A 21,563-nucleotide genomic window follows, 5' to 3' on the forward strand; every position below is an offset into this window, starting at 1 on the left:
GGGTAAGCCCCATGAGATAAGTGGAGGCATTCCGCCAGAATATGGAAATAACAAGTGAGATTTATTAAGGTTACGATTTCGGAGGGAATATGAGTAAAAAATGATAATATAAGCCATAGAAGGTTCTTGTTGCAATGAGAAAATTGAAGAAAAACGGAGATATCGTGAGAAAATGAAAGATAATAGAGGGAGATGAATAAACATGCTTCAGAAATCAGATGGTCAATGTTTGGTGCAGGAACAAGGGAAAACGACGCGCCTGGCCGTCCTGGCTGACCTCCATCTCCCCCAGGGCACGGAACGCCTCCGGCGAGCCGTAGCAGCTGTCGAAGCTGAGAAGGTAGATGCGGTGCTGGTCGCCGGTGATTTAACACAGCGCGGCGAAGAATGGGAGTATGCTGAGTGGTTGCGGTGGAAGAAACGGTTCGCTGTCCCGGTTTTCTGTGTACCGGGCAACCATGATGTTGGGGACAAGGGAGAGGTAACCGGTGAACGGTTGGCCCGGTACGAGAGCCAAGTGGGTCCTTCGTTCTTTGCTGTCAATGTAGGGGCAGTACGCGTGATCGGTCTCAACTCGCTCTTATTCGGTAGTGGGCTGGAAAAGGAGGTGGAGCAGTGGGCATTTCTCAGTAGCGAACTGTGTCACCCAGCATCGGTACCGTTGTCGTCAGCGACATCTGTGACCACATTGAGTCAGTACAGGACAGACCGTCCGAGGGTTGTCTTCTTGCACCACCCGCCATTTCGGGTCCAGTTGGACGAGAAAGCTGATTACTGGAACATTGATCCTGAATCACGCCGGCGACTCCTCGACCTATTCGAAGCGAATGAAGACCGGATTTGTGGGGTGTTGGCTGGCCACCTTCATTATCCAACTGCGCTTGCTTGGAACAATGTACCAATTCTGGTGGCTCCAGCTGTTTCTTTTGGCCTTCCAGAGGGTAAGCAACCGGAGGGCTGGATGCTGGTAACCGTCACCGGAAATGCAGTTGACTTTGTGGTACGTGAGTTCTGATGAAATTTCACATACAAACAATTAATAAAAATCTCTGTGTGTTGCATTATATATTTTTGGGAAATTTTATGATATAATTTAATTAATTAATATAAAAGGGGGTTTGTTACATGGAAAATACTGGTGACAGAGAGCGCAGGCTTAAATGGTTTAAAGAAGCCAGATTTGGTATGTTTATTCACTGGGGATTGTATTCTCAACTTGGAAGGCATGAGTGGGTTATGAATCGTGAGCGCATACCTATTGAGGAATATGAAAAACTGGCGGACACATGGCATCCCAGGCCGAATGTAGCCAGGGAATGGGCAAGGCTTGCGAAAGAGGCTGGTATGAGGTACATGGTCATGACGACCAAGCACCACGAAGGATTCTGCCTTTTTGATTCAAAGCTTACCGACTATACTGCTGTCAAGAGAGGACCAGGCAGGGATCTTGTCGCAGAATATGTCGAAGCTGCCCGTGCCGAGGGTTTAAGGGTTGGCTTTTATTATTCGCTTATGGATTGGCATCATCCTGACGGTGCGCGTTGCAAATTCAATGAGGCTGCGAGGCGTAGATTTGTTGATTACATACATGGGCAGGTCAAGGAGCTTTGTACAAACTACGGTAAAGTGGATATTCTCTGGTATGATGTAAACTGGCCGCTTACTCCGGAGGAATGGGAAGCCGAGAAAATGAACGCCATGGTAAGAAGCCTTCAGCCAGACATAATCATAAATGACAGGTCAGGTCTGCCTGAAGATTTTGGAACCCCTGAACAGCATATTACGCCGGCAAAAGAGGGACGGGCGTGGGAGGTTTGCATGACATTTAACGATAGTTGGGGATATACACCGATCGATACAAACTATAAGAGTGCTTGGACTGTTATAAGCATGTTAAGACAGGTAGCAGCAGGCGGAGGTAATCTCCTTTTAAATATAGGTCCTGCGCCCGATGGCAGTGTACCTGAACCCTGCATCAGAGCGTTAAGAGAAGTTGGTGAATGGTTGAGAAAATATGGGGCGTCTATCTATGATGCGTCTGATCCGATGGAGCAGGAGTGGATGATAACAGGTGGCTTTACGCGCAAAGGCAATATCGTTTATTTCCACTGCAACCGCTGGCCGGGTAACCAGCTGGCCATAGGTGGGTTGCGCAACAAGGTTTTACGTGCAAGGTTTATGGGTGGCGATGATATTAGATTTACACAGGAGAAAGACAGGCTTGTGCTTTATGATCTGCCAACGCTTCCCCCTGAGCCGCTGGATACTGTCATAGAACTTGAAGTCGAAGGTACTCCGCGTCAGGTATTGGGTGCCGGCTACAAGCTTTTGGAAGAGGTTAAGGATTAGCCTTCAAAAGTACAAGCGTTATAATTGTCCACTTGAGCTTATAAAGATAGAGGCAAAGATTAAAATTAGGGGAAGTGAATAAGGTTGAGCAGGCAATTAGCGCTGGATACCGTTTATCTAAAGTCCACCCCTCGTTTAGCTCATACAGAATATAGTTTGGAGTATCATACTGATTATATCCGTACCAAAACAGGTTTGGATCCATCTGACCCTGAGGCGGTCAAACGTTTATATAATCTATGGGATATCGACTTTATATGGCATACTAATGACGGCCTGCATGGAGATTGGGCAAAATTTGGCAGGACTACGGATATGGGGCATGCTGAATATGCTGTTGATGGCAGCGATAAACATGATCCTGCAGTATGCCCCTTTAATTCGCCTGAAGAAGTGTGGAGCTTTGATGCTGTGTCAGAGTATGGATTGCCTGATTTCAATGAGCAGGTGGCTGCATATGAAAATATAATTCAGCAAGCAAGGCAGGAATATCCCGATCAGTTGTTTACAGGAGGTTATTATAAAACTATTGTATCAGGAGCTATACAGGCGTTTGGTTGGGAGATGCTACTTTTGGGAGCATCAAATCCGTCAAAAATGGAAAAGGTTTTTGATAGCTTTTTCAGGTATACGCTTTTTCACATGGAGGCGTGGGCAAAGACGAGCGTTGAAGTGATAATTCAGCATGACGACTTTGTTTGGGCAAGTGGCCCTTTTATGCATCCTGATTATTATCGAAAAGTTATAATACCACGTTATGCAGAGCTTTGGAAACCTCTGCATGCTGCTGGCAAAAAAGTATTATTCTGTTCTGATGGAAATTTCATGGAATTTGCTGAAGATATAGTGGCGGCTGGAGCTGATGGCTTAATTTTTGAACCCTGTAATGATTTTGAATTCATGGTGGAACGCTTCGGACAGGATATAGTGTTAATTGGAAGCTGTGTGGACTGCAGGGACATGACATTTGGAAAGTGGGATGTTGTCCGTTCCCAGATAGATCGCACACTTGAATTAGCAAAGCACTGCCGCGGCTTGATATTTGCTGTGGGCAACCATTTACCTGCCAATATTCCCGATGATATGATGGATCGTTATATAGGGTATCTCAAGTCACACTGGAATAAATAATTGAGATGAAATTACCAAACGTATGCGGAAAGGTACGAAGCCATCGGTGAAATGATTGTTGATATAATATTGTTTTTTACAACGATTGCGATTATAAAAGTTATAAATGTAAAACTATTATGGCTCGTACCTTTGTTTTGTATCGTTTTTACTATTCTACCATTTACAATTCTACATTACAGGAAAGCTTAGCGGCAACAAGCTCTTCTGTACCTTATTTGTTTTATTATGTGTTAGAGGCCTTAGCATTTTTGGTATCGGTTTTCCAGATACAAAAAGGCAATATAGAGCCAGGCACAGCAGTAGCATCGATAAAGAAGCTTCAAGAAAATTTTTGGACGAGATAGAAAGATTAGCCAATGACAAGACTGTGATAATAATAACCCATGATCTTGGGACGATAACCAATGCAGACCAGATAATAGTTCTTGAGAAAGGCAAGACAATAGAAAAAGGCGTGCACCATGAGCTTATGGAGCAAAAAGGATTGTATTATAAGCTGTTTATGGAACAGGAGAGACCAGCTAATACTTGTCAAGAGACTTTTTAAAAAAGTAAAAAATTTTTTAGTTAAATGCAGTATTTAAATTAATCGCACAACAACAAAGCCACCTAAAAATGGTAAAAAATAGCTGGCTTGAATGATAAAATTGAACCTTGACAACAAAATATTAAGCCGTTTTTCCCCGTTGCTGTAACGCTTTAAGAACGAGTAATTTTTTATGTTCTTCAGGTGTTCTTAACACAAAAGGGCTTTGATCTCTCAACACGGCAAAAATGATATATACAAGCTTATGCATTACAGCAACTAAGGCGACTTTTTTAGGCTTAGAAGCAAGCTTTTGGTTGTAATATTCAAATAGTACCGGGTTAAATAATTCCTTGTTACATTTTTTCGTACGTTGGCCATTGCAGTAGTATATAATACTCTCCTGAGTATTTTTGAACCTCTTTTGGACATTTTGTTCTTAGAACTTTTGAATTGTCCAGAATCCTTTTGAGAAGGATCGATACCGAAGAAAGCAACAAGCTGTTTAGGACTCTTAAAAGCCGAAAAGTCACCTATTTCACCAAGTATTGTAGCGGCTGTTATAGTATCTATACCAGGAATTGAATCTAAAAGTTCAATTGCTTTGCCGACATAGTCAGGATTATTTGTAATAATTTTATGTATTTCATTTTCAATCTGTTTTAAGTGGTCTTGAAATGTTTTAATTAAAGTAATGACAGTGTTTAAAAGAACATTGCTGCTAGAATGTTTGATGAATAAAGGTTTAACCTCATTTGCAATCTCTATAAGCTTGTCGTATTTGTTCAAAGACCATTTTAAACCTTTACAGCTAGCCTTAGAGATAATTTCAACAAGCATATCCTTTGGAGCATTTAGTATATCTTCTGGTGTAGGATAAGTTGAGAGAATCTCAAGTGCAGTTTTAGATGCTATGTTTCCGAAGATGTCATTGAACCCTGGGAACAATTCGTCCAAGATAGCAATTAGTTTATTTTTGTAAGCAGTACAGTCATCGGAAATATCATAATATTGCCTGCAGAGATTGCGAATGTCTAATATGGCTTCTACAGGCGTATTGGTAGGCTTGAGTTCCCTAAGCCTGTAGAGGATAGCAATACGGTAAGCATCAACTTTATCATTTTTTACTTTCCTTACGTTGATATTTTTGATAGAATCAGTCTGGATGGGGTTAACTACAATAACCTCATATCCAGAGTTTTTGAGGAAATGGAAAAGGAGTCTATGATAGTGTCCAGTAGCTTCCATGATAATTATGGGTGGCATAGCGAACTCCTTTTCCGCCTCTTTTAAAAGAGAGCAAGCTTTTCTAAAGTCGGATATGTTATGATGTCTCTCATTCTAGCGAATACTTTGTTGTCAGGGCTTAGGATGCACATATCACTGAATTTTTTACTAACATCAAAGCCAGCTATTGGTTGATTAGTCATAGTTATTAATCCCCTAACGAAAATATTTTGAAATAGGAAGATCCATTCCATTTCCCTGTAAGAATACAACCTTGCACGTGAAACGAGGAGCCAACGAAAGTTGGCCTCAACCAGCCAAAACGTAGAATCTTACACGGAATGGATTGATAGTCTCTATTACGAGTAATCTCTTTCATATAGAAAGAGTCTCTGGGAGGAGATGCATCAAACTTCCTATTCTGCAAGATATTATACTACGTTGTCAAGGTTCAGGCCAACAAGTTGGCGAAGCTAAAGACTAGAGATAATTACAGAAGGGCGCTTTTCCCTAGGGGAAAGCATATTTAAACGAAATGCTTGATTTCTTCCTTCTTCACTGAAGGGGAGAAGGAGAAATGTTAAATATAGGTAACTCATTCAGTATTTTATTACTGAATTGTTACAACTATATCTTACAAGGGAGGAGGATTATTTGCATTAATAGATAATGGCCAAATATTGGAATACTTAGCCGCTGGGAATGAAAATCTATTTTCGTGTTAAATAATCAATATTTTGCTTTGTGGAAAATTACTTTTTAGTCTATTTGTCACATGCCAAATTCAAGAAAAAATATAATAGTGTTTGATATGGAAATAAAGGCATTTTAAACATATATAGAAGAAAAATGGAGAAAAGGTAAGAAAACATGAAAAATATTTAAAAAATAGAAGAAAAGTGTTAGATATTCAGCAAATTTGGTTAAATTTGGACTTTGAAAAAGTTTTTATAAAGAAATATTATAATTATAAAAAGAGATAGATTTAAAAAGAGTTGGAATAATAGCCTGGATGAGTGAAGGAGAGGAGAAAATGGCTAAAAAAGTAAAAGATAATATCTCGCAATTTCTCTATACCTTTAAATTGGTTTGGGAAGCCAGTCCATTTATAACAATATCACTTTTCTTCATTTCCCTTGTATCAGGTTTACAGTCTGTTGCATCTGCATGGGTAACTAAACTGCTTATAGATACAGTGGTCGTTAGCGTAAAGACCAATAATTGGATGGCACAATATCATAGAATTATATTTCTTGCATTATTACAGTGCTATTTTTTTAATCTTGGAATCTAGTTTTGCTTTAAAAGATTTAGTCGATTCTCTGGCAGGAGATGTTATGTCAAATCATATAAGGTTAAAGATCATGGATAAGGCACAAAGGGTGGATCAGGCATATTACGATATTCCGGAATATTACAACAAAATGGAAAACGCTATGAGAGAAGTCAGCTATAGACCTGTTACAATAGTTTCTTCTTCATTTACTTTTTTCTCTTATTGTACTACTTTAATCAGTTATTCTATAGTTTTGATGAGATTTTCTCCATGGGTGCCGGTACTTGTTATATTGTCTTCAATACCTAATGGCATTGTTCAAAACAAATTTAAAGATAAGGTATTTGAAGTTACCAAAACCAAGGTTAAAGAAAGGCGGCAGATGAACTATCTTTCCAATATGGTTACCTCAAAAGATTTCTCAAAAGAAATACGCTTATTTGGTATCGGCAATTATATTGTTTCTAGATATAAAAACGTTTTTAATAAATACTTTGTGGCTTATAAAGGTACATTGGTTAAAAGTAGCCTATGGAATTTTATGACGTCGTTACTCATAATGGGCGTAATAGGTGCCTTAAGCGTATGGTTGGGCATATCAGCACTTAAAGGGTATATTTCCCTGGGTGATTTTTCGCTTTATACTTCGTCGCTTTTCAATATACACGGTTACATTAATATGGTCATTACAGTAGGTGCTTTTGTCGCTCAAGGGAATCTCTACATAGGGAATCTACGCGCGTTTCTTGAACAAAAATCCCATCTTTATGAGACATCTAAAAAGATTAAACCCAGGAGATCAGGTGAACATTATATAAAATTTGAGAATGTATCCTTTAAGTATCCGGGTACAGATAGATACGTATTAAAAGATATAAATCTTGAGATATACCCTGGCGAAACAATAGCCCTGGTAGGTCTGAATGGTGCGGGTAAATCTACTCTTGTAAAGCTTTTGATCCGTTTATATGACCCGACGGAAGGTCGAATTCTGCTGGATGATATAGATTTAAAAGAATATGACATAGAAGCCTTACGCTCTCTGTATGGAGTAGTATTTCAGGATTTTTGCCGTTACGCCTTTACTGTGGAGGAAAATATTGCCATAGGTGATATAGATAATATAAGAGATAAAGATAGAATTTATGAAGCGGCAGTAAAAAGCAAAGCTGACGAGTTTATAAGAAATCTTCCCAGGGGCTATGAAACAAGTTTGACGCGGGAGTTTGAAGATGACGGTATAGAGTTATCAATAGGCCAGTGGCAGAAATTAGCCCTTGCCAGAGCCTTTTTCCGCGATGCCGATATACTGATTCTGGATGAGCCCACAGCATCTCTCGATGTAGAAGCTGAATATGAGGTGTTTAAGCTGTTTGACCAGCTGAGAGAAAACCGGACAACGGTATTCATTTCCCATCGGCTTTCCAGCGCCACAATCGCATCAAAGATTGTGTTTATTAAGGATGGAATGATTTCAGAAGTGGGTACTCATAGAGAGTTGATGGAGAAAGGAGGCGACTACGCTCGACTGTTTAAAATGCAGGCAGAAAGGTATCAAGAATAAGGTTATTAAATATTATTTTATATATAGAGGGAGGTTTTCAATATGGAAAAGGTGGTCAACAACGTAATAAAAGAGGACTTGAGGTGTTCTTTTTGCGGGAATACTCAGGAAGATGGTCACAGGCTTGTGGCAGGCCCTAATGTGTTTATATGTGACCAATGTATAGTTTCTTGTTTGATGATGTTACATAAGTTTGATGTTCAAGTGATAAACAAGCAAAACATAAAAAGATATAAGGTAGATCTGGGTGAAGACGTCATACACGGCGGTAATGTCAGCAAATGTCCGAAATGTAACACCTATATAATTTACACAGAGCCATCTCCTTTAAAACATAGTTGCGATGATTAGCCATTTAGGAGATGTAAAGATCAAGAATGAGAGGAGCTTTTGTATTATGCTGCTAAGACATTTTATAAAAGAAGAAGACGCTGAAAATGTATATAAACTATGGTACAAAACATTTAATAATACGTGGCCATTATCATATGATAAATTTATAGAATTTATAGATGGATATATTTTCAAGGAATGATATAACAATTATGTAATTATAGAAAATAATAAGGTCGTTGGGTTTATTGCTACATTATTAAATATAGAGCTATCCAAAGGACAAATAATGGTTTTAATGGTTGATGAAAAATACAGAAATAAGGGTATCGGTCATCAATTGCTAGACGCTGTTATGAAAGATTTTGGAGATTTAAAAATAAAAAACATTCAATTAGGTGCTGGAGTTGGATCATATATATGGCCTGGTGTGCCTACAGATTTACCAGGCGCTGTACAATTTTTTAAAAAATATGGGTTTGATTTTAAAGAAGAAATTATTGATATGGTTATGGAATTAAATAATTATTCAACACCTCAATATGTGTATGATCGTATTAAAAATTTAGGAATACAGATAAGAGAAGCAGATATAAGCGATGTTTCAGGCATCCTTGATTTTGAACGGACTAATTTTCCGAATTGGTATATATATTATAAGGATTTGTGTGATAATGGCGATGTAGAAAAAATACACATTGCTATCTATGACCAAGAGATAGTAGGGGCTGTTATATTAATTGACAAAGGAATAACTTGGGAAGACTACTTTGGTAAAAAGACGGGTGGTATTGGTTGTATTGGAGTTGCAGAAAATTATAGAAATAAAGGTATAGGATTGGCTTTAGCAGCCAGAATAACAGAGTCACTTAAAATAAAAGGGTTTGATATATCATATGTAGGATATACCTGGCTTGATGAATGGTATGGAAAGCTGGGATACAAAATATGGAGAAAGTATAAGATGGGATATATGGAATTATAACACTGCCTTTATCAACTGAAGTGATTACCATAGTGCGCCATACCAATGTGTTTTCCCCTACTTTATAAAATAGATATAACTTACCATTATTATCTTTAAATAGCACGGGATTACAGCAAGGAACGTTTTCTTCATCAGCCACTTTTATGGGATCAGTCCTTGTCCATCTTTTCTCCGCGAAAGCCATATGGCTACTATGTCAGGATGTCTTTATATTGATAAAAGTGTAAAGCAGGAATTGGGTGATTTATGTAGAAGTAGTATAAAAAAGAAACGCACTAATTGCGTAGGAGAGGATATTATGAGCATAATTGAAGTGAAGAATTTAACTATGAAATACCGGCGATATAAGAGAGGATCTGGTCTGTTAAACTTGTTCAGAGGCGAGAATATGAGACAAATACGGCACTGGATGGAATATCCTTTAAAGTACAGGAAGGAGAATTTTTAGGGCTTGTTGGTCCCAACGGTGCAGGCAAATCCACCACGCTTAAAATACTGTCGGGCATACTAAAGCCTACATCAGGAGAAGTAAACGTCATGGGATTTATGCCATTGAGAATCTGTGCTCACGGGTTCTGTTGTTAAATAAAGGCAAGATTATATACGATGGTTCTAAGGAAGGACTTACTGTACAATCGAATATGCGCTTTGTCAGGGTAACATCATTAAATTTTGCTTCATTAAAGAAACTTCGCTCTAAAATAGAAGGATTGGCTGTAAATATAGAAGAATCTGAAGGATCTTTGGATATAACAGTGTTAAAGGATAATCTGGGTATTTTGTTGAACGATATAAGCTCTGTTGTGGATATATACGACCTGACTGTACAAAAGCCCGATCTTGAGAATGTACTGCTGGATATTTTTGACCAGACTGCAGGGGGGATCGGCTCATGAAAAAGTATATTGAACTCATGAAACTACAGATGAAAGAGGTTGAGGACAGGTGGCCTGGACACCTTTTTATTAAAGCCTGTAAGCTATTTGGGGTACTGGTCATGTCGGCAATTTACCACCAACGTTTTTTACTCTGTAGAAAATGCCATCATTGCAGTGGTTTTATCGATATTCTTCAGCAAGTACTTTTACCTCCAGACGGATGGATATTATTTGATTTTGATGTTGATTTCATTGATTTTAAGCTTTATACTGGCCTACTTAATCGATTTTGTGTTGAGCATGACAGCATTCTGGTTAGAAAACTCCAGTGGAATAAAAAGCATTTATTTTTTGATCATGACTTTTTTGTCAGGTCAGATTGTGCCATTAAATGTTTTGCCTGATTTCATACAGCGGATAACCAGCAAACTTCCTTTTTATTATATAAATTTTTTTCCCGTACAGATATACCTGGGTAAAGTCACTTATCACGATGCCTTGTTGGGTATATTGACAGAGGCTTTATGGATAGTTTCATTTTATTTAATCTATAAAGTTGAATGGAAATTGGGATTGAAAACCTATAAATCTATGGGAGGTTAATGGCTGTGGATATGGCAAGGTATTTTAAGGTAATAAAGCGTATTTTCATTAACACTATAAAAGCAGATACCAGCTTCAGGGCGAACTTTTTCTTAAATGTGCTGCAAGGGGTTATTCAGCTTGTTGTGCTCATTGTGTTTTTTGATGCAATATATGGTAACAGACAAATTGGAAGTTGGTCCTTTAATGATTCTTTATTGCTCATTGCCACCAACCAATTTATAAATGCTGTGTATTACTTTTTTTGATATCCATTGCTAATTTAAACATTGATGCAGTGTTAACGGCAATGTTAGCTCTGCCGGTATTTGTGTATGTACTATCTACGGGTACTATAAAGGTTACATTGATTAATGCTTTGCTTTATATTTTGTTTATATTTATAGGTGTAGCAATAAAGTACTTTTTTGCCTTTTTGCTGATGAGCCTATCTTTATGGCTGGTAAAGGCGTATGCACTGTATTCTATTTTTGAAGAATTTTTTAACCTTACTGTATACCCTGAATCTATTTATAAAGGTATAGTAAGGATATTATTTTCACTTATAGTTCCGATTATGATTATTGCTAATTTGCCTGCTATGGTATTTATGGGTAATTTTAATTCTGCCTATATAGCTTATTCATTGATTGCTGCCGGGTTTTTTTGGTTATTAAGCGATATTGTTTGGAAACAGGGTTTAAAACATTACACCAGTGCCAGTTCATAACATATGCTACAACAGACGTTAAGATTGCTCATATAAAGGTGATAGTTTATGAAAAAGAAAAGTTTGCTTGAGGTTTTATATGTAATTCCTGAAATTATAATTGCATACCTTGTGCTATCAAAGTTTTATAATACCTTAAATGTAGCAATATATATCATGGTTATCATTTATACATTCGTTATCATGCAGATCCTCTACCGTAAGATGACCTCACCATATTTTATAATTTTTTTGTTACTCCCAGCAGTCGTTATAATGATGACGCCTTTAGCTTCTTTTATGGAGCTTCAGACCATTGCCGTTATAGAGACCATAGCAATTCTGCGTTTTTATTTATTGTTTAAAAATACAATGTATTTAAGATATCGCAATACCTCTTTTATAAGTGAAGCCATAGTCATAATAGGAGTTTCTCTTATATTTGCTCGAGGGAGTTTGATGGTGTATTACGCTATTTTGCTAAAGCTTATTCTTTTGATCCAGTCCAATGTAGCACATGATGTTGAAACCAAGTTAGGCCCAAGAGATGTGTTGTTTATAATCTTCAATTTTATTTTACTGATCATTGTTCCTATATATAGCGCTTTAAGCAGGGGTATTTATACTATCTGGAATTTTATAGAGGCAATAATTCTTTATCCGGCATACTTGATTGGGCTGCTTTTGGGGAAAATTCCCAATTTGACTCCACAACAGGCGGAAAAAATGGAACAAGCCATGAGTAACGTTGATCGCATGGGTAAATTATTGTACCGTGATGGAGTAAAAGAAACCGCTAATGGCAACCCCATAGCAAGGATTGTAGTATATATATTGTGGAGTGCCGTTATAGGCATCATAGTGTATTCTGTTATTAGAAAGTTTTTACATTTAGAAGCAGATAAAGGCGAAGAACAGGAGTATAAGCAGGAGGTAGTGTCTCTAAAACCCGAATTTGGTGTAAGGGCGGCAAAGCTTTCTCCTATCAGGCAGATGTACAGGCGGATATTGAAGATGGCTATAAAAGACGGATATGAACTGAAAAATAGCAGCACTGCAAGGGACTTGAATTTCTTTTTATATAATTTTGTATCAGATAAACATATTTTAAGCAAAATAAGCGATATATATGAGAAGGAAAGATACAGTATGCATAAAGAAGGGGACTACAACGAATTTTTAGAATTGTTTAAAGATGTTATGAAGCAACTTAATTAGCATAAAGATTCTTTTACCATGCCCTTGTTTATTTACAATTCAATCCGGGAATAATATTTTTGCATATCAACATAATAGGTATAAGGAGTTGATAGGGCATGGTTTACATTATGTGGATATCAGTAATTGCTGTAATGGCTATAGTCTATTATTTAGCTTATACGGTGGTACACAGGAAGAGGTTTCACAGCATTAGCTTTGTCAATGTGCAGGATGTATTTCTGGTTCCGGAAGAGCTGCAAAAGCATGCGAGTGAAGTGGCTAAGAGACATATAATCTCTAATAAAAAAAGAAGTCCAAAATTGCTTTTATGGAGGATAAATGATAATTACAGGTGTATTAGATCCCTTTATAAAAAGCTTAATGAAGAAGTGAGGTTAAAAAAATCCGTAAACCCAGCTTCGGAATGGTTATTGGATAATTTTTATATAATCGAAGAACAGATTAAAGATGTTAAGAGGATTTTAAAGAGCGGAAATGATCTGCTACCGGTTTTAAAGGAAGGATATTTAAATGGATATCCCAGAGTTTATGCGCTGGCGCTGGAAATGGTAGCCCATACCGATGGTAAAGTTGACGAGAAGGTCATTTCTGATTTCATTAAAGCATATCAAGGCAAGTCATTGCTTACAACAAGGGAGATATGGGCGTTAGGTTATATGCTGCGCATTGCGCTGATTGAAAATGTAAGGTTTTTGTGCGGCAGAATAAATGAAACCATAAAACAGTGGCGAGAAGCTGAAGGGGTTCTGGATTCTGAGGATATACTTAAAGCAGCAAAGGAACACATTAAGAGTACGGAGATTAATTACTCTTTTGTGGAACACCTTTTACAAAAGTTGAGAAAGCGCGGCAGGGAAGCAATGCACATTATCAACGATTTGAGAAATCTGCTGGCGGAGTTTGGAGTCACAGAAGAACAGATTGCTCAAATAGAGCACCAGTATCAGGCTTCGATGGAAGTCACTATTGGTAACTCTATAACGAGTTTAAAATTGCTGTCCAGTATGGACTGGACGGACATTTTTGAAGATTTAAGCTCAGTCGAACAGATATTGAGAAAAGATCCCAGTGGTACATATTCCAGAATGGATTTTGCATCGAGAAATTATTATAGGGAAATTGTAGAGAAAATAGCTTTGAATGCTAAAGTTTCAGAAACGCTTGTCGCTATTAAGGCTGTTGAGTGCGCCTGTGATGTAGAAGACGATGAGAGAAAAAGGCATGTCGGGTATTATTTGATCGACAAAGGAAAGAATGTTTTAGAAAAGAAGATAGGGTTTGAAGCCAAAGGTATTCACAAGCGTTTAAAAAAGGCAAAAGAGCATGTGGCATTTATTTATATAGGCTTTATACTTGCCATTACGGTTTTAATAGAGCTGGCATTTTTGAGTTATACCTATAAGCATATAGGTAAATTCAGTAATTTGACTGCTGCTGTTATTTTGGCATTGGTTTTCATGACGGTATTGATACCAGCCAGTGAAATATCGGTAAGCATAGTAAACTGGTTGGTAACCCGTATTGTTCGCCCTAACATATTGCCAAAACTTGAGTTGAAGGATGGCGTTCCGGATGAAGCAGCAACGTTTGTGGTTATTCCTGCATTATTGTCGGACGAAAAGCGGGTCAAAGAGCTGCTGTTCAATTTGGAGAAGTATTATCTGGCTAATAAAGGTGAAAACGTGTACTTTGCGCTATTGGGCGATTTTAAGGATGGACCTGATAAGGAAATGCCCGACGATGACGCTATTGTCGATTGTGCTCTGAGCGGAATTAAAGAATTAAACAAGCGTTATACGAAGGATGATAGGGAGATTTTCTATTACTTTCACAGAGAAAGGCAGTACAACAAAAGCCAGGGTAAATGGATGGGCTGGGAACGCAAGAGGGGAGCGTTGCTGGAGTTTAACGATATGTTGTGCGGCGCAAGAAAGACCAGTTATTGTATCGTAAGCAGTGATATTAAAAAATTGCCTAAGATAAAGTATGTTATCACGCTGGATGCTGATACGCAATTGCCTATAGACACGGCAAAAGAATTGATCGGGACGATTATGCATCCATTGAATAAGGCTATTATTGATGAAAAAAAAGGCATAGTAACAGACGGATATGGGCTTTTACAGCCGCGCATAGGCGTAGATGTAGTAAGTTCTAATCGCACATTATTTGCCAGAATCTTTGCCGGTCAATCGGGTATAGATCCGTATACCACAGCAGTGTCTGACGTATACCAGGATTTATTTGGAGAAGGTATATACACAGGTAAAGGTATATATGATGTGGAAGTTTTTCAGCGTATTTTACGCGATGCCATACCCGATAATTCTATATTAAGCCATGACCTGCTGGAGGGTTCTTATGTCAGGGCGGGTCTTGTCACGGATGTGGAACTGATTGATGGATATCCTGCCAGGTATAACTCTTATGCCATGCGATTGCACAGATGGGTTAGGGGCGATTGGCAACTGATTCCATGGCTATTTTCAAAAATTAAAAATAGAGAGGGTAAAGTTGTACGCAATCCATTGTCTGTAGTATCAAAGTGGAAGATATTTGATAACCTGAGGAGAAGCCTGGTAATGCCATCTTTGATGGTTTTGACTGCTATGGTTTTTAGTGTATTTCCTGGAAATATTTATATATGGTTTGGGTTTATATTGCTCACAGTAGCTTTTCCTGCTGTATTGGAAGCTTTTGATCTGCTACTGTCGGGGCAGATCTGGATTCCAAAAGGAAAAAGATTTTCGCCGGTGATTACGGGCTTTAAGGCAGCACTGTATAGGGCGTTAGTTTTGTTTATCTTTATGCCGTATCAGGCTTATTTAATGTCTGATGCCGTAATACGCACGCTGTGGAGGGTGTTTTTTACCAGAAAGAATCTCATGGAATGGGTAACTGCAGCGGACATGGAGCGAAAACTGAAAAATGATATATCCAGTTCTTTTAGAAGGATGTGGGTGGCTGTACTGGAAGCACTAGCGATATTTGCCCTTGACTATAGTTTTTTTCCCTTTACCTGGCAGCTTACATTGCCATTGCTCGCTTTATGGAGTATATCTCCTTATTTAGCGTATTACATCAGTCTGCCGGTAGAGCGAGAAGTAAAACGGCTGTCTGAAGAAGATATAGGGGAGCTGAGGTTCATTGCCCGTAAAACATGGAGGTATTTTGAAGATTTTGTAGGTCCTGATGACAATTATTTGCCGCCGGATAATTATCAGGAGGATCCGCCCAATGGTATTGCCCATAGGACTTCGCCGACAAATATAGGCCTTTTGCTCATATCGACTCTTTCAGCCAGGGACTTGGGATATTTGAGCACTTTAAAAATGATAGAAAGACTTGATAGCACGATTTCTACTATAGAAAAAATGGATAAGTGGAATGGGCATTTGTTTAACTGGTACAATACCCGTACGCTGAGACCGCTGAGGCCAAGGTACGTTTCTACGGTAGATAGCGGTAATCTGGTGGCGTATATGATTACATTGAGGCAGGGCCTTCTGGATTATATGAAACGTCCTGTTTTTGACAAAACATATATTGAAGGCCTTCAGGATACCATTGAGCTTATAAAATCTGAAAACGGTAATGCAACTTTAGATACAAGGCCTTTAAAGGACGCGCTTTGCTCCGATATATCTATTGTAAATTTTAGAAAATTGTTAGAGAAGTTGAAAACAGATCTAGAGGAAGTGTCTGTGGGTACAAATGATCTGGTATGGCATCAAAAGGCAAAGGACATGGTAATAGATTATTTAAAAGAGCAGAGCCAATTGATGCCGTGGCTTGATGGTTACATTAGAATGCCCCAGTGGGAAGGAATAGGATTTATCGCTTCTATTGTAAGCGAAATTGAAAAAAACACCTCGCTAATTGGGCTCAAAAGCACCTATAGTAAAGCTATAGGTGATCTGGATAGATACGCAAAAGATATTGAGGACGATAGCATCATTTCGTGGATTCAGGATTTCAAAAACGAGATCATAATCGCTAAAGAAAATGTAGAAAAGGCGATTGAAGGGGTAAATAACCTGGTGGACAGGTTAAAGAGGTTGATAGATTCTACCCAATTTGAGCCTCTTTATGTACCGGTCAGGCAGCTGTTTTCTATCGGTTATAATGTAGAGGAAGGACAGCTTTCTAAGTCCTACTATGACCTCCTGGCTTCTGAAGCGAGGCAAACCAGCTATATCGCTATTGCCAGGGGTGAGATAGATAAAAAGCACTGGTTTCGCCTGGGCCGAGCTCTTACAGTAGTAGAAGGCTACAGAGGGCTGGTATCGTGGACAGGTACAATGTTTGAGTATCTCATGCCGGTGCTTACCATGCGCAGTTATGAAAACACCTTATTAGACGAAACATATTATTTTGTTATAAGGGCGCAGAAACTTTATGGGCATCAGCGAAAAGTGCCATGGGGTACATCTGAATCCGCTTATTATTCTTTCGATATTAATCTGAATTATCAGTATAAAGCCTTTGGTGTGCCTTCCCTCGGGTTAAAAAGAGGACTTGCCAATGAAGTGGTGGTGGCTCCTTACGCCACTATGTTGGCATTGCCATTAGATCCGGAGGGCGTTATGCAAAATATCCGCATGTTAAAAAAACATGGTGTGGATGGCCCCTATGGCTTTTACGAGGCTATAGACTACACCACTGGCAGGCTGGTACAGGGAGAGAAATATAAGGTAGTTAAGAGCTTTATGGTACATCATCAGGGGATGAGCTTTCTGGCTCTTGATAATTATCTGAACGACAACATTATGCAAAAGCGGTTCCATTCGGATCCTGTGATAAGCTCCGCCGAGATGTTGCTACAGGAACGATTACCTGATGGAATTACTTTTAAAAATGAAGAGAAAACCCATTACGAGCCAGTAAAGGTAGTAGAACAGGAAGAAGTAGAGGTTATAAGGATGCCGCGGCTCAATGAAGGCCCTCTTCCCGATGTCCACCTTCTTTCTAATGGAAATTATTCCATAATGGTAACAGATAGAGGTACTGGTTATAGCGTGGGAGAAGGGCAATCTATCACGAGGTGGAGAGAGGATCCATTAGGGGATTATGGGATGCTCTTTTATATACAGAATATAAACTCAAATAACGTATGGTCTGCTACGTATGCGCCTTATGATGTTATGCCAGATAAATATAAGGTGGTGTTTTCACAGCACAAAATTGAATTTTTCAGAACTGACGGGAACATCGACACGCACACAGAGATAATAGTTTCACCCAGCGATGTAGCTGAAATAAGGAGGTTAAATATAACCAATCACAGCGAGCATTCGAGGACGATAGAGATAACCAGCTATATGGAACTGGTGATGGCTCCGCAGTCTGCCGATGTAGCCCATCCTGCTTTCAGCAATTTGTTTGTAAAGACGGAGTATATAAGCGAATATGATAGCTTATTGGCCAATAGGAGGCCAAGGAGCAGCGACCAAAGCTCGTTTTGGGTATTCCATACCGTAACAGTGGACGGGGGTGAACTGGTGGGAGATGTCCAGTATGAGACGGATCGATCAAAATTTATCGGGCGAGGGCGTTCTCTGAAAGATCCGGTGGCGCTGGATGTGGATCATCCCCTTTCCAATACCACAGGGCCTGTATTAGATCCTATAATGAGCCTTAGGCGCAGGATAAAGATAATGCCAGGGCAGACCGTCAGGATCGCCTATACAACTGGTATAGCAGAAAGCCGTAGCGAAGCCTTAAAGCTGGCGGCAAAATACCATGACAGTGGTTCTATTGAGAGGGCTTTTGAACTGGCATTGACAAGAAGCCGAGTCGAATCCAGATATTTAAACATGAAAGCCAGCGAAATACAGTTATATCAGCAGATAATACCGCAGATACTGTTTATCAGCCCATTGAGGCGAAATAGGCATGATGAAATCCGAAATAACCTGAAGGGGCAATCGGCGTTATGGGCACATGGCATATCAGGAGACTTGCCCATTGTCCTCGTAAGCATTGACGACACGGAAGACATTGATGTCGTACATCAACTTATACGAGCTCACGAATACTGGCGGGTTAAAGGCCTTAATGTGGATCTGGTCATATTAAATGAAGATAAAAGCAGCTATTTACAGCCGTTAAATGACATGATAAAAGAAGCTATTGCGGCCAGTCATGCCAGAGAATTGGTCGGAAGACCTGGAGGGGTACATCTGGTACAGGCCAATAATATCGACGAAGAAGTTAAGAAGCTGTTCTATAAAGTGGCGAGAGTGGTATTGAGGGGTGATAGACCTGTTTACGAGCAGATTGCATTGGAAGAAGAAGGGGATTTACCCGAGCTAGGAGAATGGGAAGATGGCACACAATATGATAATACACCCCTTATGATGCCGGAAGTTTTACATTTTAATGGCATAGGTGGTTTTAGCCATGATGGCAGGGAGTATATTATTTATTTAAAAGATGGGCAGAATACACCTGCCCCATGGATAAATGTAGTTTCCAATGAACATTTTGGATTTCAGATATCCGAATCGGGTTCAGGTTATACCTGGGCAGAAAATAGCCGCGAAAACAAATTGACTCCTTGGTATAATGACCCTGTCGTTGATCCTCCAGGGGAAGTGTTGTATTTGCGGGACGAGAAAAGCGGACAGGTATGGACTGTGACACCACAACCTATAAGGGATAGCGAGCCCTATTTGATTAAACATGGGCAGGGTTATTCAGTATTTCAACACATAAGCAATGGTATTCAGCAAGAATTAACAGTATTTGTCCCAAAAGATGATCCTGTGAAGATATGTCTATTAAAACTTAAAAACCTCACAGGGGATACGCGACCTTTAAGTCTTACGTATTATATAAGGCCTGTGATGGGGGTAACCGATCAGGTGACAGCGCCTTTTATTGTCACAGAGGTAGATGAGGATACCGGTATTTTGCTCATACGCAACAGCTATAACGAAGATTTTCCGGATAGGATCGCCTTTCTGGATACATCAGAAACAGGTGAAAGATCCTATACTGGAGATCGCCGGGAGTTTATAGGCATATCCGGAAGCCTGGGTTCTCCTGAAGCCCTGAGGAGGAAAAAACTATCCGGAAGGGTTGGTGCAGGATATGATCCGTGTGGGGCATTACAGGTGAGGATAACGTTGGGTAAGGGGGAGGAAAAGATTGTTTCGTTTTTGCTAGGACAATGCCGCGATATAGAGACGGTTAGAAATCTGTGTTTTAAGTATAGAAATACAGATAACGCAGAAGCAGAATATGAGGCGGTGAGAAGGTTCTGGGACAGCCTTACAAAAACCATACAGGTCAAAACCCCTGATGCGTCTATGGATGTTATGATTAATTGCTGGCTGCCATATCAGACTATTGCGTGCAGGGTATGGGCAAGATCCGCTTTCTACCAATCTGGCGGTGCATATGGTTTTAGAGATCAGCTGCAGGATGTTATGAACATTGTCTATATATACCCTGAGTTGACGCGCAAACAGATATTAAATAGCGCCGCCCATCAATTTAAAGAAGGAGATGTGCAACACTGGTGGCATCCGGGATCTGACAAAGGTATACGGACCAGATATTCTGACGACCTTTTATGGCTTGCCTTTGTAACAGCGGATTACATCACCTGCACAGGGGATGCAGATATATTAAAATCAGAAATTTCATATCTCATAGATGAGCCTTTGAAAGAAGATGAAGACGAGAGATACAACAAACCTTTGGTATCTGATACCAGATCGACGCTGTATGAGCATTGCGTTAAAGCCATAGACCGCGCATTGAGATTTGGTCCCCATGGGATCCCGCTTATAGGTTCAGGGGATTGGAATGATGGCATGAATGCAATTGGCAACAAAGGCAGAGGAGAAAGCATATGGCTTGGTTGGTTTTTGTATACCGTTTTGATCAGGTTTATTCCTTTGTGCGAGATGTGGGGTGACAGCGAGAGGGCGGAAAAATATCGGGAGTTTGCTCAGAAAATAGTTGATGCCATTGAAGAGAGCGGATGGGATGGCAGCTGGTACAGGAGAGCATACTTTGATGATGGAACTCCATTGGGGTCTGTGCAGAACTCTGAATGCAAGATAGATTCCATCGCTCAGTCCTGGTCAGTGATATCCGGTGGAGGCAGGCTCAACAGAGCCAAAGAAGCCATGGGAGCTGTAGAACATTACCTGATAAGTAAGGAAAGTGGGCTTATCAAATTATTGATGCCGCCATTTGATGAAGGAGATTTAAGGCCGGGTTATATAAGAGGCTATGTTCCAGGCGTTAGAGAAAACGGTGGGCAGTACACCCACGCAGCCGTATGGGTAATAATGGCTTTTGCCCTTCTTGGAGAAGGCGATAAGGCGTGGGAGTATTATAACCTGATAAATCCCATAAACCACAGCCGTACACCTTTGGAAGTATCGATATATAAGGTGGAACCTTATGTTATGGCAGCGGATGTATATGCAGTTCAGCCCCATGAAGGTAGAGGAGGGTGGACATGGTACACGGGGGCAGCTGGCTGGATGTACAGAGTAGGCATTGAGCATATTTTAGGATTAAAAATAAGAGGTAGTGATTTGATGGTTGACCCGTGTATACCTAAGGGGTGGAAAGAATATACGATCAGCTATAGGTACAAAGACACTCAATATATTATAAACATTAAAAATCCCGAGGGAGTAAATAAAGGGGTTAAGAGTACGTATTTAGACGGTGAGCTAATCAGAGATAATGTAATACACATGGTAAACGATGGAGCACAACACCGCATTGAAATATATATGGGAAATTAAAG

General features: G+C 39.5%; 17 protein-coding genes and 2 pseudogenes. 17 read left to right on the plus strand and 2 right to left on the minus strand.

What is annotated here, in order from left to right; all coding sequences use genetic code 11:
- Nucleotides 1-202 precede the first annotated feature (202 nt).
- The 4 genes from BUB87_RS02905 to BUB87_RS02920 all read left to right on the plus strand — a co-directional run bounded on the left by BUB87_RS02905 (nt 203) and on the right by BUB87_RS02920 (nt 4,030).
- Nucleotides 203-1,015 (plus strand): metallophosphoesterase family protein, encoded by an 813-nt coding sequence (locus BUB87_RS02905; protein WP_073341645.1) that lies wholly within the window; start codon nt 203-205, stop codon nt 1,013-1,015.
- Nucleotides 1,016-1,125: 110 nt separating this feature from the next.
- The gene (locus BUB87_RS02910) at nt 1,126-2,349 is read left to right on the plus strand and encodes an alpha-L-fucosidase (RefSeq protein WP_073341647.1); all 1,224 of its coding nucleotides are present in this window, start codon (nt 1,126-1,128) and stop codon (nt 2,347-2,349) included.
- Nucleotides 2,350-2,433: 84 nt separating this feature from the next.
- On the plus strand, nt 2,434-3,480 hold the full coding sequence (locus tag BUB87_RS02915; protein WP_073341648.1) for a uroporphyrinogen decarboxylase family protein: 1,047 nt from the start codon (nt 2,434-2,436) through the stop codon (nt 3,478-3,480).
- 334 nt (nt 3,481-3,814) lie between these two features.
- A complete protein-coding gene (locus tag BUB87_RS02920) occupies nt 3,815-4,030 on the plus strand; it encodes a hypothetical protein (RefSeq protein WP_073341650.1) in 216 nt (71 codons plus the stop codon).
- 121 nt (nt 4,031-4,151) lie between these two features.
- On the opposite strand, the pseudogene BUB87_RS02925 reads toward BUB87_RS02920, so the two are convergent.
- Nucleotides 4,152-5,439: pseudogene (locus BUB87_RS02925) on the minus strand (IS110 family RNA-guided transposase).
- 830 nt (nt 5,440-6,269) lie between these two features.
- Between BUB87_RS02925 and BUB87_RS02930 the strand changes: the two are divergent.
- From BUB87_RS02930 to BUB87_RS02945, 5 genes are read left to right on the plus strand one after another with little or no spacing between them, the layout of a single operon-like run.
- Nucleotides 6,270-6,530: a hypothetical protein gene (locus tag BUB87_RS02930; RefSeq protein ID WP_073341651.1), complete on the plus strand. Its 261-nt coding sequence runs from the start codon at nt 6,270-6,272 to the stop codon at nt 6,528-6,530.
- A gap of 43 nt (nt 6,531-6,573) precedes the next feature.
- On the plus strand, nt 6,574-8,076 hold the full coding sequence (locus BUB87_RS02935) for an ABC transporter ATP-binding protein (RefSeq protein WP_073341652.1): 1,503 nt from the start codon (nt 6,574-6,576) through the stop codon (nt 8,074-8,076).
- 42 nt (nt 8,077-8,118) lie between these two features.
- Entirely contained in the window at nt 8,119-8,427 is a 309-nt protein-coding gene (locus BUB87_RS13975) for a ClpX C4-type zinc finger protein (RefSeq protein ID WP_084110821.1), read from the plus strand.
- Between the two features lie 46 nt (nt 8,428-8,473).
- A complete protein-coding gene (locus BUB87_RS14320; RefSeq protein ID WP_159432354.1) occupies nt 8,474-8,611 on the plus strand; it encodes a hypothetical protein in 138 nt (45 codons plus the stop codon).
- Between the two features lie 18 nt (nt 8,612-8,629).
- Nucleotides 8,630-9,394, plus strand: coding sequence for a GNAT family N-acetyltransferase (locus BUB87_RS02945; protein ID WP_268761574.1), 765 nt, complete (start codon nt 8,630-8,632; stop codon nt 9,392-9,394).
- Here BUB87_RS02945 and BUB87_RS15025 read toward each other — a convergent pair.
- Complete coding sequence (locus BUB87_RS15025) at nt 9,279-9,581, minus strand: exo-alpha-sialidase (protein WP_073341655.1); 303 nt, start codon at nt 9,579-9,581, stop codon at nt 9,279-9,281. The two genes, BUB87_RS02945 and BUB87_RS15025, sit on opposite strands and share 116 nt — an antisense overlap.
- Before the next feature lie 114 nt (nt 9,582-9,695).
- On the opposite strand from BUB87_RS15025, the gene BUB87_RS14650 reads away from it, so the two are divergent.
- From BUB87_RS14650 to BUB87_RS02985, 8 genes and pseudogenes are all read left to right on the plus strand, one after another.
- Nucleotides 9,696-9,845, plus strand: coding sequence for a hypothetical protein (locus BUB87_RS14650; RefSeq protein WP_234945937.1), 150 nt, complete (start codon nt 9,696-9,698; stop codon nt 9,843-9,845).
- A pseudogene (locus BUB87_RS15030) lies at nt 9,833-9,934 on the plus strand (ATP-binding cassette domain-containing protein); the annotation flags it as partial. The gene BUB87_RS14650 and the pseudogene BUB87_RS15030, both read left to right, overlap by 13 nt.
- Nucleotides 9,935-9,975: 41 nt before the next feature.
- Nucleotides 9,976-10,293 (plus strand): hypothetical protein, encoded by a 318-nt coding sequence (locus BUB87_RS02960; RefSeq protein ID WP_073341657.1) that lies wholly within the window; start codon nt 9,976-9,978, stop codon nt 10,291-10,293.
- 39 nt (nt 10,294-10,332) lie between these two features.
- A complete protein-coding gene (locus BUB87_RS02965; RefSeq protein WP_073341658.1) occupies nt 10,333-10,878 on the plus strand; it encodes an ABC-2 family transporter protein in 546 nt (181 codons plus the stop codon).
- Between the two features lie 5 nt (nt 10,879-10,883).
- The gene (locus tag BUB87_RS02970) at nt 10,884-11,126 is read left to right on the plus strand and encodes a hypothetical protein (protein WP_143156601.1); all 243 of its coding nucleotides are present in this window, start codon (nt 10,884-10,886) and stop codon (nt 11,124-11,126) included.
- Entirely contained in the window at nt 11,123-11,587 is a 465-nt protein-coding gene (locus tag BUB87_RS02975) for an ABC-2 family transporter protein (RefSeq protein ID WP_073341661.1), read from the plus strand. Before BUB87_RS02970 ends, BUB87_RS02975 begins: the two co-directional genes overlap by 4 nt.
- Before the next feature lie 48 nt (nt 11,588-11,635).
- Nucleotides 11,636-12,784 (plus strand): hypothetical protein, encoded by a 1,149-nt coding sequence (locus BUB87_RS02980; RefSeq protein WP_073341663.1) that lies wholly within the window; start codon nt 11,636-11,638, stop codon nt 12,782-12,784.
- 98 nt (nt 12,785-12,882) lie between these two features.
- Nucleotides 12,883-21,561: a glycoside hydrolase family 94 protein gene (locus BUB87_RS02985; RefSeq protein WP_073341665.1), complete on the plus strand. Its 8,679-nt coding sequence runs from the start codon at nt 12,883-12,885 to the stop codon at nt 21,559-21,561.
- The last annotated feature ends 2 nt before the right edge of the window (nt 21,562-21,563 follow it).

The sequence above is a fragment of the Caldanaerobius fijiensis DSM 17918 genome, from assembly GCF_900129075.1.
Lineage (GTDB): Bacteria > Bacillota > Thermoanaerobacteria > Thermoanaerobacterales > Caldanaerobiaceae > Caldanaerobius > Caldanaerobius fijiensis.